Below are 13,930 nucleotides of genomic sequence, written 5' to 3'. Positions count from 1 at the left end.
CGGTACTCACAAGGATAATTTCACTCTTGCACATACTGCGATAACCTAGCAAACGCTGACGCGCATAACGAATACAAGGATGGAGATGAATATGCGATTCATAGTTGGAAACCCCAATACTTACAGCGGTGGTGACGCGATTGTTCTATTGCCGAATACGGGCTGGAATGACTACCGATTTGTAACAACTTTTTATGCTTATTTGGTGCGGCGTAATGTTTCGGTACGACTGGGAGAAGTCAAGATCGGCTTTGTGCAGCAGGATCCAAGCGTGGCGACTTATAAGGAGCTCGAACCATCATTTACTGCTTTGGGTGAACGTTATTTTTCGCTCGGACAAAATCCGGAGTATTATGAAAACGTTCGCAGGAAGTTAGGGGCGCAGCAGGATGAATTTTTTATTGCGATGAGAGATGTGGCCTATAATGAGCGCGTAGTGCCACAGGTCTATGAGCAGCGTGTTTTTATTGAGTCGTTGTCGAGATTTGTTAGTGAGTCAAGCATAAAAGGTCACTTTAAGAATATCATTGACGCTGGTGTCCAGCCCAGAGATTATGGTTTTATCTATCATCATGACCAACAGGCATACTTGAAGTTCAGCGTCTCTAGTCAGTCGAAACCTCCGAGTAACGTGCATGCTTTGATAGGGCGCAATGGTGTTGGTAAAAGCCATGTGCTGAAAAGGATTGCCCGCTCTATTGATATGTCCGATGGCGTAGTTACCAGCATGGATGGTCGAGATGTCACATCTTCCGACTTTGGGTTGCTGTTGTACTTTTCGCTCGGAATATTTGGTAACCCGCTGGGGGTCGCTGAGTTTGGTGATGATAGGCTAAAACAGGGGAGAACTAAGAAGCGCTATATTGGTATTTATAAGGAGGATGGCTCTTTAAAACGGGTAGATGAAGAGATGGGTATGGAGCTGTCGGAGTCTATCGCGACCTGTGTGTTAGGTTCGGACGTGAAAAAGAGAAAGTGGTTCAGTGCGGTTAGTAGGTTGCAGGTTGGTGTTGATTTCGGTGATTTGGATGTTGCCGCGCTGGTAGATGTTGAAGATAAAAATGAATTGATTCGGCGTGCAATGGAGATGTTCTCCCTGCTGAGTTCGGGGCATGCGACAGTTCTTTTTTACATGACCAAAGTGGTGGAGTTGGTAGAAGATAAAACCATCTGTCTCTTTGATGAACCTGAAAATCACCTTCACCCTCCTCTTTTAGCAGGGTTCATCAGGGTGCTGTCTGAGTTTCTTTCTGAAAGCAACGGTATCGCTATTCTTGCTACTCACTCTCCGGTAGTGTTGCAAGAGATCCCACGTGGTTGTGTGTGGAGAATCGATGGTGTCGGGCAGTTCATGCGGCCGCACATCGAAACGTTTGGCGAGAGTGTGGGGGACATTACAATGGACGTGTTTGACCTCGATAGGCGGCACTCAGGATTCTATGCGCTTTTAAAACAAGATGCTCAAGAGGTTGGCGACTACGAAGGTGTTATGAGTATATATAAAGGCCAGGTAGGTACTGAGGGGCGTTCGGTTGTGCTGTCGTCCTTGCCGCGGGAGCGGTAGCACCATGAAGAAGCATAGTTTCTACGATGTGTTCGAGGCCTGTGTGAACGGTAAGCGATACCGCAACAGGCCGTTGAGCCATAATGATATGCAAATGTATCGTTTCTTGCGGGCCGCTCAGGAAGTTTTTAAGATTCACTATTATTATGGTGGCGCTTATACTTACAAGGATGAAAGTCTCACGTTTGGCTGGCAGAAGAGTCGATTTGTGGCGCTGTATGAGGAGCAACTCTCCAATAAAAGGGCAGCAGGGCGAAAGTATTATGATGTACTGGTAAGGCTGGCGCCTGATAATAAGTGTCAGGTCTGCTTGCTCGGAAAAGTAGAGAGTTTGGATCATTTTTTGCCCAAGGAATCATATCCTTCGCTATCGATCTCACCCTATAATCTGGTCCCCTGTTGTCTTGGTTGTAATGGTGTGAAGTCGACCTTTAAACCATCCTCGCCAAAGAGGCAAGCTATACATTATAAGTTTGACGATATTTTCAGCTCGGACTGGCTGCAGGGTGAGTATGACTGCGTCAATAGAAAGGTTGTTTTCAGTCCCAATACCTGCTTGTACCCAGAGGGTTCGGTAGCTCACGCTAGAATTGCAACGCATATGGAGGTTCACGGGTTGCACTCGGTGTACGAACTTGAGGCGCTGAGGAAAACTCGAGAAATGGTGGCGTATGCCAAGGTAGAGGGCATTAGCTTGGAGGAACATATCCATTCCGAATTGAGCAAGCTCGCAGATAATGCCAGGTTTTACCCGCGTGCGCGGCATACGTTCGATCATTGGAAATGGGTGACATGTAAAGCGCTTCTAGCGTCTTCAGTGTTTATGCAGAGTGACTATCAATGGTTCGAGAATATGAAGAGATACTACCTTCCTAGTGAAGGTTTTGAGGGGCTGTGACACACTTTGCCCTGTATGTTTTTAGCAGAGACCAGTGTGTTAAACGCCCGGCAATTGGCCGGGCGTTGTTCACCCTTCGGCGTTCTCAGGCATCGGGGTCAGCTAACTCCAGGGCACCGCGCTTGCTGCGCAACTTACCGTAGAAATGCTCCAGGGCGTGGTTCAGTTTGCTGGCGGCGCCATCGACGGCATGTTCCAGCGAGGTGGCGGTGTGGGTCACTGAAATCGGCTGGTGGCCTTTCGGGCGAGCCTCCATCTGGCAGCGTTTGTCGTGGGGACCGGGCTTGGCGCCGTTTTCGTCACGCAGGTGGACTTCAATGCGGGTGAGGTCGTCCTCGTAACGTTCGAGGCTGCTTTGCAGGGTACTGCGGACCCATTGGTCGAGACGGATGTTGCCTTCGATGTGGTTGCTGCTGTTGACCTGGATTTGCATGATTCAATCCTTATTCAGCTTGCTCGCGAGAGGCGTGCCTAGGCCACTGAGGACGTTGGGTTTTCTGCGCCTCTTGACTCTAAAGTCAGGCAACCGCCGGACGAATTCAAGCCCTTTTGCAAAATAAATTTCCTGTTGCAAATCGGCCCGCCCGCAGCGATACCTGCCGATCACTGCAATCAATGATGCTGTGACACTCACCTGGCGGCCCCTAAGCTCGGGCGCATCACTTCATCCCTCGGGAGCGCCGCATGTCCAGCAACCCTCTGTTCCAGCCCTTCACCCTCGGCTCCCTCGACCTGCCGACCCGCGTGGTCATGGCGCCGATGACCCGTACCTTCTGCCCCGGCGGCGTGCCCCACGACGGTGTGGTCGAGTACTACCGCCGCCGCGCCGCCGCCGGTGTCGGCCTGATCATCACCGAGGGCACCACGGTCGGGCACAAGGCCGCCAACGGCTATCCCAACGTGCCGCGCTTCCACGGTGAGGACGCCCTGGCCGGCTGGAAGCGCGTGGTCGAGGCCGTGCATGCCGAGGGCGGGCGCATCGTGCCGCAGTTGTGGCATGTGGGCAGTGTGCGCCGCCTGGGTACCGAGCCGGACGCCAGCGTTCCGGGTTATGGCCCGAGCGGCAAGGAAAAGGACGGCCAGGTGCTGGTCCACGGCATGAGCCGGGAGGATATCCGCGAGGTGATCGCCGCCTTCGCCCAGGCGGCGCGCGACGCCCAGGCCATCGGCATGGACGGCGTGGAGATCCATGGCGCCCACGGCTACCTGATCGACCAGTTCTTCTGGGACGCCAGCAATCGTCGCGATGACGAGTACGGCGGTGACCTGGCAGGGCGCTCGCGCTTCGCCATCGAACTGATCCAGGCCGTGCGCGCAGCCGTCGGCCCGGATTTCCCGATCATCCTGCGTTTCTCGCAATGGAAGCAGCAGGACTACAGCGCGCGCCTGGTGCAAACCCCCGAGGCCCTGGCGGCCTTCCTCAAGCCCCTGTCCGAGGCGGGCGTGGATATCTTCCACTGCTCCACCCGGCGCTTCTGGGAACCGGAGTTCGAGGGCAGCGAGCTTAACCTCGCCGGCTGGACCCGCCAGCTCACCGGCAAGCCGACCATCACCGTGGGCAGTGTCGGCCTGGACGGCGAGTTCCTGCAGTTCATGGTCGCCACCGACAAGGTGGCCAAGCCCGCCAGCCTCGAAGGACTGCTGCGCCGCTTGCAGGACCAGGAGTTCGACCTGGTGGCCGTCGGCCGCGCCCTGCTGGTGGACGCCGAGTGGGCGCGCAAAGTGCGGGAGGGGCGTGAGGACGCCGTGCTGCCGTTCAGCCGTGAGGCGCTGACGACCCTGGCTTGATCACCAGTGGCGGGACCTGTTCGCGGGCGGCCTGCGGCTCGCGGCAGGCACTGTACAGGTAGCCCTCGAACTGCTCGACGATCGCCGGCCAGCCCTGACGGCTGGCGTGCTGGCGGGCGTTCAGGCGCACCCGGCGCAGGGTTTCGCCTTCTTCCAGCAACCAGCAGGCGGCGTCGATGAACGCCGCCTGGTCCCCCGGCATGGCCAGGGCGCCGCTGTGGCCGTGGCGGATATGCTGGGCGGCGGCGGCCTCGTCGTAGGCCACCACGGCCAGTCCCGAGGCGAGCGCCTCGAGCACGACGTTGCCGAAGGTTTCGGTCAGGCTCGGGAACAGGAACAGGTCGCCGCTGGCGTAGTGCTCGGCCAGCACCTCGCCGCGTTGCGCGCCACAGAACACGGCATCGGGCAGTTGCTGTTCGAGCTGGCCACGCATCGGGCCGTCGCCGACGATCACCAGGCGCAGCCGCCGCTGCGGATAGGCCTTGCCCAGCGCCTCCATGCACGGGCGCAGCAGGGCCAGGTTCTTCTCCGCGGCCAGGCGCCCGACATGCAGCACGGCAATGTCATCCACACCCAGCCCCCACTGCTCGCGCAGGGCCTGACTGCGCCGTGCCGGATTGAACAGGCTGGCGTCGACCCCGCGGGCCATCAGGCCGAGCCGTTCGAAGCCGCGGCGCTCCAGCTCCAGGCGCTGGCTGGCGCTGGGCACCAGGGTGATGGCGGTGCGCCGATGGAACCAGCGCAGGTAGTGGGTGAGCAGCCGCGACAGCAGGCCCAGGCCATATTGTCCCGAGTACTGCGGGAAGTTGGTGTGAAAGCCGCTGACCACCGCCACGCCCAGGCGCCGGGCGGCGCGCAGGGCGCTCAGGCCCAACGGGCCTTCGGTGGCGATGTACAGCACGTCCGGGCGTTGCCGACGCCAGCGGCGCCACAGCTTGTGCATCGACACCTCGCCCCATTGCAGGCCAGGGTAGCCCGGCAATGGCCAACCCCTGCACAGCAGCAGGGCCTCGTCGTTGCCGACCCCGTTGTCGGTGGCCTGGCGCGGGCGGATCAGCTCCACCTGGTGGCCGCGCAGGCGCAGCCCTTCGCTGAGGCGGCCAAGGGTGTTGGCCACGCCATTGATCTCGGGTGGGAAGGTTTCGCTGACCAGGGTGATACGCAGGGACGGTGTGCTCATGGGAAAAAGTCTGGGCCGCCCCCGTTGCGCCCATGTGACGCCTTTGTGACGTGCGCATGACGCCTGATTTCCGGCACTGGCACCCGTTTGAATATTTCCTTGCAGCGCACTCAAGAACCCTCGTCACGCAGCCGATGCAGAGGCATTCGACTACAGGAATTCGCTCCGGGAGAGCGGCCATGTTCAACAGCAAACTGAAGAAAGAAATCCAGCAACTGCGCGAAGAACTGATGTCCATCGAGCAGGTCAAGAACAGCCTCGACAGCGAGATGCTGGTGCTCCAGCTCGACCCCCAGGGACGCATCGAGTCGGTCAACAGCAACTTCGAGGCCGAGATGGGCTACCGCGCCGAGCAACTGATCGGTCGCAACATCGAAGAGATCGTGCCGACGCATGTGAAGAAGCTCGATTTCTACCAGCGCATGAAGCACGCCATCACCCGTGGCGAGCACCTCAATGGCGCCTTCCGTCTGCTGCGCGGCAACGGTGACGAGGCCTGGCTACGTTCGATCCTGCAGCCGGTCAAGGACAGCCAGGGGCGTATCAAGTACTTCTCCCTGCACTCCAGCGACCTGACCCGCACCATCGAGACCTCCCGCGAGCACGAGAGCCTGATCAAGGCGCTGATGCGCTCCACCGCGGTGATCGAGTTCAACCTCGAAGGCCAGGTGCTGACCGCCAACGACCGCTTCCTGCAGACCATGGGCTACAGCCTGGAACAGATCCGTGGCAAGTATCACCGGATTTTCTGCGAGCCGGAGGAGGCCAACTCTGCGGCCTACCAGGAATTCTGGAACCGGCTGCGCCGTGGCGAGTTCGTCGCCGAGCGTTTCAAGCGCATCGACGCCCATGGCCGCGTGGTCTGGCTGGAAGCCTCGTACAACCCGATCATCGACGCCCATGACGTGCTGTACAAGGTGGTCAAGTTCGCCACCGTGATCACCGATCAGGTCAACCAGGAACTGGCCGTGGCCCAGGCCGCCGACATCGCCTACACCACCTCGCTGGAGACCGACGACAGTGCACGCAAGGCCACCGATGTGGTGACCCAGACCGTCGAGGTGATGCGTGGCCTGGAAGGTTCGATGCAGGACGCCGCCGATGGCATCCAGGCGCTGGACAAGCAGTCGAAGGTGATCGGCGCGATCATCAAGACCATCAGCGACATCGCCGGGCAGACCAACCTGCTGGCGCTCAACGCCGCCATCGAGGCGGCCCGCGCCGGCGAGCAGGGGCGTGGCTTTGCCGTGGTCGCCGACGAAGTGCGCCAGCTGGCCTCGCGCACCAGCAGCGCCACCGAGGAGATCGCCAAGGTGGTGCAGCAGAACGAACAGTTGGCCCAGGCTGCGGTGGACATCATCGACACCAGCAAGCGCCAGGCCGAGCAGGGCCTGGCCCTGGCCGCCGATACCGGAGGGGTGATCGTCGAGATCCAGGAAGGTGCGAAGAAGGTGGTGGATGCGGTGGGGCAGTTTTCCAGTCAGTTGAGCCACTGACCGAGCTTAAGCCATCGCGGGGCAAGCCCGCTCCCACGCATTCCGCGTGGGAGCAGGCTTGCCCCGCGATGGCTTCATTCAGGTACGCTCACGCACCCAGAACAACGTCGCCCCGGCCACCGCCGCCGGCATCATCAGCACGTTGACTCCCGGAATCATCAGCGCCAGGTAGGTGATCCCGCCAAAGCCCATCGATTGCCAGCGCTTCTGGCGCAACCAGGCCAGCATGTCCTGCCAGCTCATCTTGTTGTTGTCCGCCGGGTAGTCGATGTACTGGATGGCCATCATCCAGATACCGAACACCAGCCACAGCGGCGCGGCGATCACGTTCACCACCGGGATGAACGAGAGGATGAACAAGCCGATGGCCCGCGGCAGGAAGTAGCCCAGTTTGCGCATCTCGCGGCTGAAGGTGCGTGGCACCATGGCCACCAGCTCGGCCCAGCTGAACGGCGGGAAGGTGTCCTGGCCGCGCACCACCACCTCGACCTTTTCCGCCAGGAAGCCGTTGAACGGCGCGGCGATGACGTTGGCCAGCAGGGTGAAGGTGAAGAACACCATCAACAGCACCAGGGCGACGAACAGCGGCCACAGGATGTAGGTGAGAAAGCTTAGCCAGTCGGGCAGGGTGGGCATCAGCGCATCGACCCACAGGCTGAACTGATGGCCGGCGAAGTAGATCAGGCCGCCGAACAGCAGCAGGTTGACCGCCAGGGGCAGCAGCACGAACAGGCGCAGGCTCGGGCTCAGGACCAGTTTCAGGCCCTCGCGCAGGTACTGGGGGCCGGACAGGACGGGGGCTTGCATCGGAATGCTCCGCTTGAGGAAAACGCGCTGACCTTACCGAGTTTGGCGCGCCGACGAAAGGCACCGCGCATCTGGGAAACGGCGTGTAACAAAGCATTGGCACAATGGCTGGCGGATAGAGACTGTCTATAAGGTGGATTGTCGAAGGATATTTCCTTAATCTCTGCGGCCTCGCTACAGTGCGCTCAACTTTTTCGGTTTTGGACCAACGCGTTGTAGCCTTCCCCAAGTGCTGCGTGGGTCCCTTTTAATTCCAGCTGGCGCAACCGGCACCTATGATGCCGGCCCCGTGCGGCCCGCTCGACAGGAGTTCGACATGTCTGAAGTACGTCATTCGCGCGTCATCATTCTCGGTTCCGGCCCTGCCGGTTACAGCGCCGCGGTGTACGCCGCCCGCGCCAACCTCAAGCCGCTGCTGATCACCGGCATGCAGGCCGGTGGCCAGCTGACCACCACCACCGAAGTCGACAACTGGCCGGGCGACCCCCACGGCCTGACCGGCCCGGCCCTGATGCAGCGCATGCAGGAGCACGCCGAGCGCTTCGAGACCGAGATCGTCTTCGACCATATCAACGCCGTCGACCTGGCCAACAAGCCGTTCACCCTGCAGGGTGACAGCGGCACCTACACCTGCGACGCGCTGATCGTCGCCACCGGCGCCAGCGCCCGCTACCTGGGCCTGCCGTCGGAAGAGACTTTCATGGGCAAGGGCGTGTCGGCCTGCGCCACCTGCGACGGTTTCTTCTACCGCAACAAGCCGGTCGCCGTGGTCGGTGGCGGCAACACCGCCGTGGAAGAAGCACTGTACCTGGCCAACATCGCCAGCAAGGTGACCCTGGTACACCGCCGCGACACCTTCCGCGCCGAGAAGATCCTGATCGACAAGCTGCACGCCCGTGTCGCCGAAGGCAAGATCGAGCTCAAGCTCAACGCCACCCTGGACGAAGTGCTGGGTGACAACATGGGCGTGACCGGTGCGCGCCTGAAGAATAACGACGGCAGCTTCGACGAAATCAAGGTCGACGGCGTGTTCATCGCCATCGGCCACACCCCGAACACCTCGCTGTTCGAAGGCCAGCTGACCCTGAAGGACGGCTACCTGGTGGTCCACGGCGGCCGTGAAGGCAACGCCACCGCCACCAACGTCGAGGGCGTGTTCGCCGCCGGCGACGTGGCCGACCACGTCTACCGCCAGGCCATCACCTCGGCTGGCGCCGGCTGCATGGCGGCCCTGGACGTCGAGCGTTACCTGGACGGCCTGGCCAACGCCTGAGTCGGTACCACAGCATGAAAAAACCGGCCCTTTGGCCGGTTTTTTCATGCCTTGAATCTGCTGTGCCTTTACTGGCCTCTTCGCGGGTAAACCCGCTCCCACAGGGGCACCGCGCTTCTGTGGGAGCGGGTTTACCCGCGAAGAGGCCAGTAAAGGCGCCAAGTCTCTTAAAGGCTCAGGCGCATCGACAGGTCCACCGCCTTCACATCCTTGGTCATCGCGCCGATCGAGATGTAGTCGACGCCGGTCTCGGCGATCACCCGCAGGGTGGTCTCGTTGACGCCGCCGCTGGCCTCCAGCTTGGCCTTGCCGGCGGTGATGCGCACCGCTTCGCGCATCTCGTCCAGGGTCAGCTCGTCGAGCATGACGATATCGGCCCCGGCCGCCAGCGCCTGGCGCAGTTCGTCCAGGCTTTCCACTTCGATTTCGACCGGCTTGCCCGGGGCGATGCGGTGCGCCGCCGTCACGGCCTCGGCCACGCCACCGCTGGCGGCGATATGGTTTTCCTTGATCAGGAAGGCGTCGTACAGGCCGATGCGGTGGTTGTGGCAGCCGCCGCAGGTGACCGCGTACTTCTGCGCCAGGCGCAGGCCGGGCAGGGTCTTGCGGGTGTCGAGCAGACGCACCTGGGTGCCTTCCACCAGGTCGGCCAGGAAGCGCGCGCGGGTGGCCACGCCCGAAAGCATCTGCAGGAAGTTCAGCGCCGTGCGCTCGCCGCTGAGCAGCGAGCGCGCCGGGCCTTCGAGGTGGAACAGCACCTGGTTGGCCGTGGCCCGCTCGCCGTCGGCCACCTGCCAGTGCACCGCCACCCGTGGGTCGAGCTGGCGGAATACCGTATCGACCCAGGCGGTGCCGGCGATCACGCAGTCCTCGCGGGTGATGATGGTCGCCTTGGCCAGGCGCTCGGCCGGGATCAGCTGGGCGGTGATGTCGCCGCTGCCGATGTCCTCGAGCAGCGCGCGGCGCACGTTGGCTTCGATTTCGGCGGTCAGGTCGGCGAGGCGTAGGTTCGGCATGGTCGGCTCCACAAGCTAGGTGCCGGCGATTATAGGGCAGGGGGGCTTCGTGTACAGCCGTCGGTCCGATGACCTTTGGTCAGGCGGTTTGAGCATTCTTGCGAACGCACTGTCAGTTGAGGCGTGCGAAAGGCGTGCTGGCAGCTATCAGTGTTTTCACTGATAATAGCGCCCAGTATTTGGCGTCATAGCTTTGACGATTCCCTTCCAGTCGAACAACGTAACATCCAGCAAGGAGTCCGGGATGCATGATGAAGGCAAGGTGGTGCCCCTGGCGGCCGCCATCGACCGGGGTGCGCGCGCGCCCTCGCCATGCCTTCCCGTGCTGCTCCTGCAGGTGCGCGACAAGGCCGCCCTGCAATTGCGCCAGGGCTTGCAGGCGCTGTTCGACAATGCCGATGACACCCTGTTCGAAATGGCCGACAAGGCCAGTGGTCGCCTCGACCAGAACCTGTATTTCGAAGCCATGCGCGACCTGCGCCTCAAGCGCAAGAGCATCGAGCGGGGTTTCCTCGACACCTTCTACGAGGCCTTCGCCCGCATCGGCCAGGGCGACGGGCTCGAGTCCCTGGTCAGGGCGCAGACGCTGGACAAGCCGTCGCTGGAGCGCTCGGTGGCCGTGCAGGCCATGGTCGACCGGGTGCTGTCCCGCGACGGCTTTTTGCTGGAGCAACTGAACCTGCGCTTCACCACGCTGCTGGAGCTGCCGCTGACCAGCGCAGGCAATCCCCTGGGCCCCGGCAACCTGTGTGGCTACTTCCTGGACGCCGGGCGCAACCTCGGGGTCGGCGCCAGCGTCAAGATGGTGCTGCTCAAGCTGTTCGAGCGCTACGTGCTGCGCGACCTCGACCTGCTCTACGGCGAAGCCAGCCAGTTGCTCGCCAGCGCCGGTGTGCTGCCGGAGCTGATGCCCGCCCCGCGGCGCCGCGCCGAGGACCGGCGCAGCATCGCCCGGCGCGTCCCGGCCAGCCCGGCGCTGGGCGGCATGTCCGACTCCGCCGGCCAGGCCTTCTTCGCCTCGGTGCAGACGCTGCTGGCGCCGGTGCGCGGGCGTGTCGCGCCGCGGCTGCAGGCGGCCGGATCCGCGCAGCCGACCAGCACCGGCGACCTGCTGCGCCTGCTCACCCACCTGCAGCACTATGTACCGGCCCCCGGCGAGCCGGATGACTTCAACCTCGGCCAGCAGCTGGAGCAGTTGTTGCTGCGGGTCAGCGTGCGCAGCGGCACGCGGCGACGGATCGCCACCGACGACGAGGACACGATCAACCTGGTCGACCTGCTGTTCGCCTACATCCAGGGCGACGACAACCTGCCGGCCAGCCTGCGGGCGCTGATCGCCCGCCTGCATATCCCGGTGCTCAAGGTCGCGCTGATCGACAAGGGCATGTTCAGCCGCGCCAGCCACCCGGCGCGGCGCCTGCTCAACGAGATCGCTGCCGTGGCCATCGGCTGGGAGAGCGATGCCGAGGGGCTGCGCGACAGCCTGCACCTGCGGGTCGAGCGTATCGTCCAGCGCCTGCTCAATGACTTTTCCGACGACTGCGCGGTGTTCAACGAGCTGCTCGATGAGTTTCTCGCCTTCAGCCAGGACGAGCGCCGACGCAACGAACTGCTCGAGCAGCGCACCCGCGATGCCGAGGAGGGCCGTGCCCGTACCCTGCAAGCCCGCCAGCGGGTACAGCAGGAGTTGAACGACCGCCTGCATGGCCGGGTGCTGCCGCAGGTGGTGGTGCAGATGCTTGTGCAGTCCTGGAGCCAGGTGCTGCTGCTGGCCTGGCTGAAGCAGGGCGAGGCCTCGGCGGCCTGGGCCGACGCCCTGGCGACAGTGGACGACCTGCTGGTCAGCATTGCCCCGTACCGTGAGCCACAGCGCCTGCTGGAGCAGGTGCCGGGCCTGCTCAAGGCGCTGCGCGACGGCCTGGCGGGGGTGGCGCTGGACTCCGCCGCCACGCGTGATTTCTTCCTGCAACTGGAGAAACTGCACCTGCGTGCCTGTGGTGGCACGCCGGAGCCGGACGCCGCATTGGATGAAGTGTGGCTGGAGGAGGCTATCGTGCTGGCGGTCAGCGACGAGTCCGCCCTTGCCCCTGGCCTGCCGCTCGACGACCAGGAGCCGGCATTGCGCCAGGTGCAGCGCCTGCAGGTCGGCAACTGGGTCGAAGTGATGGACGACGACGAGCCACTGCGCTGCAAGCTGGTGGCGCGCATCGACAGCAATGATCGCCTGGTCTTCACCAACCGCACCGGCATGAAGGTACGCGAATGGAACCGCATGGGCCTGGCCCTCGCCCTGCGCCGTGGCGAGGTGCGCCTGCTGGACGACGGCCTGCTGTTCGAGCGGGCGCTGGAAGCGGTGTTGGAGCAGCTGCGTGGGCAGCAGGCGCAGTAACGCTGACTTTCCCTGCACAATCATTTACATGCAAGCGCCGCCCGCCCACGGCATACTGGGCACCTGTCTCGGGCGTCATTTCAGGATCTGCACCATGCAATTGGACCGTGCGACCGGCTGGTTCACCGGCGTCAGCCACTGCCCCTCGCCGAACTTCAACGCCCGCCCCGAGGGCGAGGCCATCGCGCTGCTGGTCATCCACAACATCAGCCTGCCACCGGCCTGCTTCGGCACCGGCAAGGTGCAGCAGTTCTTCCAGAACCGCCTGGACCCGAACGAGCACCCTTACTTCGCCACCATCAACCACCTGACCGTCTCGGCGCACCTGTTCGTCGAGCGCGATGGCGCGGTGACCCAGTTCGTTTCGTTGCTCGACCGCGCCTGGCATGCCGGCGTGTCGCGCTTCGGCGAGCGCGAGGGCTGCAACGATTTTTCCATCGGCATCGAACTGGAAGGCACCGACGAGCTGCCCTACACCGATGCCCAGTACGCCACCCTGGAGCGGCTGACCCGCGAGATCCGCGCGGCATGGCCTGTGATCGACGCCCAGCGCATCTGTGGCCACAGCGATATCGCCCCGCAGCGCAAGACCGATCCGGGGCCGGCCTTCGACTGGCCGCGCTACCGGGCCGCGCTGCAACGCAACGAGGACAAGGCATGAGTTTTCTGGTGTTGGTGCTGGCGCTGTGGGTCGAGAAGTTCTCGGCCCTGCGCCAGCGGTTGCAACGCGATGGCTTCTACCTGGGCGAGCTGGTGCGCCTGGAGCGCAGCGGCAAGGTCCATCCCTGGTGGACGCTGGGCATCCTGGTCCTGGCGCCGGTGGCGCTGCTCGCGCTGCTGCTGCATGTGCTGGAGCCGGTGGCCTACGGCCTGCTGGCGTTGCCGGTGCACCTGCTGGTGCTGGTCTACAGCCTGGGTCGCGGCGATGTGAAGGCGGCGCTCGGGCCGTTTCGCGACGCCTGGCGCCGTGGTGACGACCAGGCTGCGCTGCATGTGGCCGAACGCGACCTGGGCCTGGCCGCCGACGATGCCCAGAGCCTGATCACGCGGGTCCAGGGCCACCTGCTGTGGCAGGCCTACCAGAGCTTCTTCGCGGTGATCTTCTGGTACTTCCTGCTCGGCCCGGGCGCGGCGCTGGCCTACCGCCTGCTGGCGCTGACCATGGACCACAGCCGCCAGCCGGCGTTGCAGACCCTGGCCGGGCAATTGCGCCATGCCATGGACTGGCTGCCGGTGCGGGTGATGACGGTGAGCTTCGCCCTGGTCGGCAACTTCGTCGCGGTGACCCGGGTGATGTTGCACGAGTTGCTCGACTGGCACGTCAGCGCCGGGCACCTGGTGGCCAAGGTCGGTCGGGTGGCCGACGACATTCCCGAGGAGGAGGACCGCCAGCGAGGCCTGGAGCGCCTGGACAGCCTGTGGGAGCTGCTGCTGCGCTGCGCCGTGTTGTGGTATGCCTGCTTCGCCCTGTGGACCGTGCTGGTCTGAGCCGTTCATCAACGCGTTGGTTGCTTAACCA

At 62.8% G+C, this 13,930-nt stretch carries 12 protein-coding genes and 1 pseudogene; 9 read left to right on the top strand and 4 right to left on the bottom strand.

The genetic code is table 11. The features are described from left to right. The first annotated feature begins 85 nt into the window (after positions 1–85). Together K2O50_RS22280 and K2O50_RS22275 are read left to right on the top strand one after the other, a co-directional pair. Positions 86–1,564: an AAA family ATPase gene (locus tag K2O50_RS22280; RefSeq protein ID WP_256205959.1), complete on the top strand. Its 1,479-nt coding sequence runs from the start codon at positions 86–88 to the stop codon at positions 1,562–1,564. A gap of 4 nt (positions 1,565–1,568) precedes the next feature. Further along, on the top strand, positions 1,569–2,462 hold the full coding sequence (locus tag K2O50_RS22275) for a hypothetical protein (protein WP_156329579.1): 894 nt from the start codon (positions 1,569–1,571) through the stop codon (positions 2,460–2,462). 85 nt (positions 2,463–2,547) lie between these two features. On the opposite strand, the gene K2O50_RS22270 is transcribed toward K2O50_RS22275, so the two are convergent. Then, a complete protein-coding gene (locus K2O50_RS22270; protein WP_050703768.1) occupies positions 2,548–2,895 on the bottom strand; it encodes an HPF/RaiA family ribosome-associated protein in 348 nt (115 codons plus the stop codon). Positions 2,896–3,146: 251 nt separating this feature from the next. Between K2O50_RS22270 and K2O50_RS22265 the strand changes: the two genes are divergently transcribed. Beyond that, on the top strand, positions 3,147–4,250 hold the full coding sequence (locus K2O50_RS22265) for an NADH:flavin oxidoreductase (RefSeq protein WP_050703769.1): 1,104 nt from the start codon (positions 3,147–3,149) through the stop codon (positions 4,248–4,250). On the opposite strand, the gene K2O50_RS22260 is transcribed toward K2O50_RS22265, so the two are convergent. Beyond that, positions 4,219–5,430, bottom strand: coding sequence for a glycosyltransferase family 1 protein (locus K2O50_RS22260; protein ID WP_050703770.1), 1,212 nt, complete (start codon positions 5,428–5,430; stop codon positions 4,219–4,221). The genes K2O50_RS22265 and K2O50_RS22260 overlap by 32 nt on opposite strands. Before the next feature lie 56 nt (positions 5,431–5,486). On the opposite strand from K2O50_RS22260, the pseudogene K2O50_RS27000 reads away from it, so the two are divergent. Further along, positions 5,487–6,332, top strand: a pseudogene (locus tag K2O50_RS27000) (PAS domain-containing protein); the annotation flags it as partial. A 162-nt stretch (positions 6,333–6,494) separates the two neighbouring features. Continuing rightward, positions 6,495–6,926: a methyl-accepting chemotaxis protein gene (locus K2O50_RS26995; protein ID WP_371923703.1), complete on the top strand. Its 432-nt coding sequence runs from the start codon at positions 6,495–6,497 to the stop codon at positions 6,924–6,926. Between the two features lie 78 nt (positions 6,927–7,004). On the opposite strand, the gene cysZ is transcribed toward K2O50_RS26995, so the two are convergent. Further along, positions 7,005–7,733: a sulfate transporter CysZ gene (gene cysZ / locus K2O50_RS22250; RefSeq protein WP_050703772.1), complete on the bottom strand. Its 729-nt coding sequence runs from the start codon at positions 7,731–7,733 to the stop codon at positions 7,005–7,007. A gap of 316 nt (positions 7,734–8,049) precedes the next feature. On the opposite strand from cysZ, the gene trxB reads away from it, so the two are divergent. Continuing rightward, complete coding sequence (gene trxB / locus K2O50_RS22245) at positions 8,050–9,006, top strand: thioredoxin-disulfide reductase (RefSeq protein WP_050703773.1); 957 nt, start codon at positions 8,050–8,052, stop codon at positions 9,004–9,006. A 167-nt stretch (positions 9,007–9,173) separates the two neighbouring features. Here trxB and nadC read toward each other — a convergent pair whose 3' ends face one another. Next, entirely contained in the window at positions 9,174–10,022 is an 849-nt protein-coding gene (nadC, locus tag K2O50_RS22240; RefSeq protein WP_050703774.1) for a carboxylating nicotinate-nucleotide diphosphorylase, read from the bottom strand. A 244-nt stretch (positions 10,023–10,266) separates the two neighbouring features. Between nadC and K2O50_RS22235 the strand changes: the two genes are divergently transcribed. The 3 genes from K2O50_RS22235 to ampE all read left to right on the top strand — a co-directional run bounded on the left by K2O50_RS22235 (position 10,267) and on the right by ampE (position 13,899). Beyond that, positions 10,267–12,411, top strand: coding sequence for a DUF1631 domain-containing protein (locus K2O50_RS22235; RefSeq protein WP_050703775.1), 2,145 nt, complete (start codon positions 10,267–10,269; stop codon positions 12,409–12,411). A gap of 94 nt (positions 12,412–12,505) precedes the next feature. Beyond that, the gene (ampD, locus tag K2O50_RS22230; RefSeq protein WP_050703776.1) at positions 12,506–13,072 is read left to right on the top strand and encodes a 1,6-anhydro-N-acetylmuramyl-L-alanine amidase AmpD; all 567 of its coding nucleotides are present in this window, start codon (positions 12,506–12,508) and stop codon (positions 13,070–13,072) included. Next, complete coding sequence (ampE, locus tag K2O50_RS22225) at positions 13,069–13,899, top strand: regulatory signaling modulator protein AmpE (protein ID WP_050703777.1); 831 nt, start codon at positions 13,069–13,071, stop codon at positions 13,897–13,899. Before ampD ends, ampE begins: the two co-directional genes overlap by 4 nt. Positions 13,900–13,930: the final 31 nt, after the last annotated feature.

It is taken from the genome of Pseudomonas sp. 2hn (assembly GCF_019646095.1).
GTDB classification, from domain to species: Bacteria; Pseudomonadota; Gammaproteobacteria; order Pseudomonadales; family Pseudomonadaceae; genus Aquipseudomonas; species Aquipseudomonas peradeniyensis.
Note: the sequence above shows the minus strand (reverse complement) of the source record. Positions and strands in the feature narration are given on the sequence as shown.

What these genes read in the sequence shown, in the direction of transcription:
- K2O50_RS22275 (WP_156329579.1), top strand. Translation starts at nt 1,569, where the DNA reads ATGAAGAAGCATAGTTTCTACGATGTGTTCGAGGCCTGTGTGAACGGT.
- K2O50_RS22235 (WP_050703775.1), top strand. Translation starts at nt 10,267, where the DNA reads ATGCATGATGAAGGCAAGGTGGTGCCCCTGGCGGCCGCCATCGACCGG.
- K2O50_RS22260 (WP_050703770.1), bottom strand. Translation starts at nt 5,430, where the DNA reads ATGAGCACACCGTCCCTGCGTATCACCCTGGTCAGCGAAACCTTCCCA.
- K2O50_RS26995 (WP_371923703.1), top strand. Translation starts at nt 6,495, where the DNA reads ATGCGTGGCCTGGAAGGTTCGATGCAGGACGCCGCCGATGGCATCCAG.
- ampE (WP_050703777.1), top strand. Translation starts at nt 13,069, where the DNA reads ATGAGTTTTCTGGTGTTGGTGCTGGCGCTGTGGGTCGAGAAGTTCTCG.
- K2O50_RS22270 (WP_050703768.1), bottom strand. Translation starts at nt 2,895, where the DNA reads ATGCAAATCCAGGTCAACAGCAGCAACCACATCGAAGGCAACATCCGT.
- ampD (WP_050703776.1), top strand. Translation starts at nt 12,506, where the DNA reads ATGCAATTGGACCGTGCGACCGGCTGGTTCACCGGCGTCAGCCACTGC.
- cysZ (WP_050703772.1), bottom strand. Translation starts at nt 7,733, where the DNA reads ATGCAAGCCCCCGTCCTGTCCGGCCCCCAGTACCTGCGCGAGGGCCTG.
- K2O50_RS22265 (WP_050703769.1), top strand. Translation starts at nt 3,147, where the DNA reads ATGTCCAGCAACCCTCTGTTCCAGCCCTTCACCCTCGGCTCCCTCGAC.
- K2O50_RS22280 (WP_256205959.1), top strand. Translation starts at nt 86, where the DNA reads ATGAATATGCGATTCATAGTTGGAAACCCCAATACTTACAGCGGTGGT.
- nadC (WP_050703774.1), bottom strand. Translation starts at nt 10,022, where the DNA reads ATGCCGAACCTACGCCTCGCCGACCTGACCGCCGAAATCGAAGCCAAC.
- trxB (WP_050703773.1), top strand. Translation starts at nt 8,050, where the DNA reads ATGTCTGAAGTACGTCATTCGCGCGTCATCATTCTCGGTTCCGGCCCT.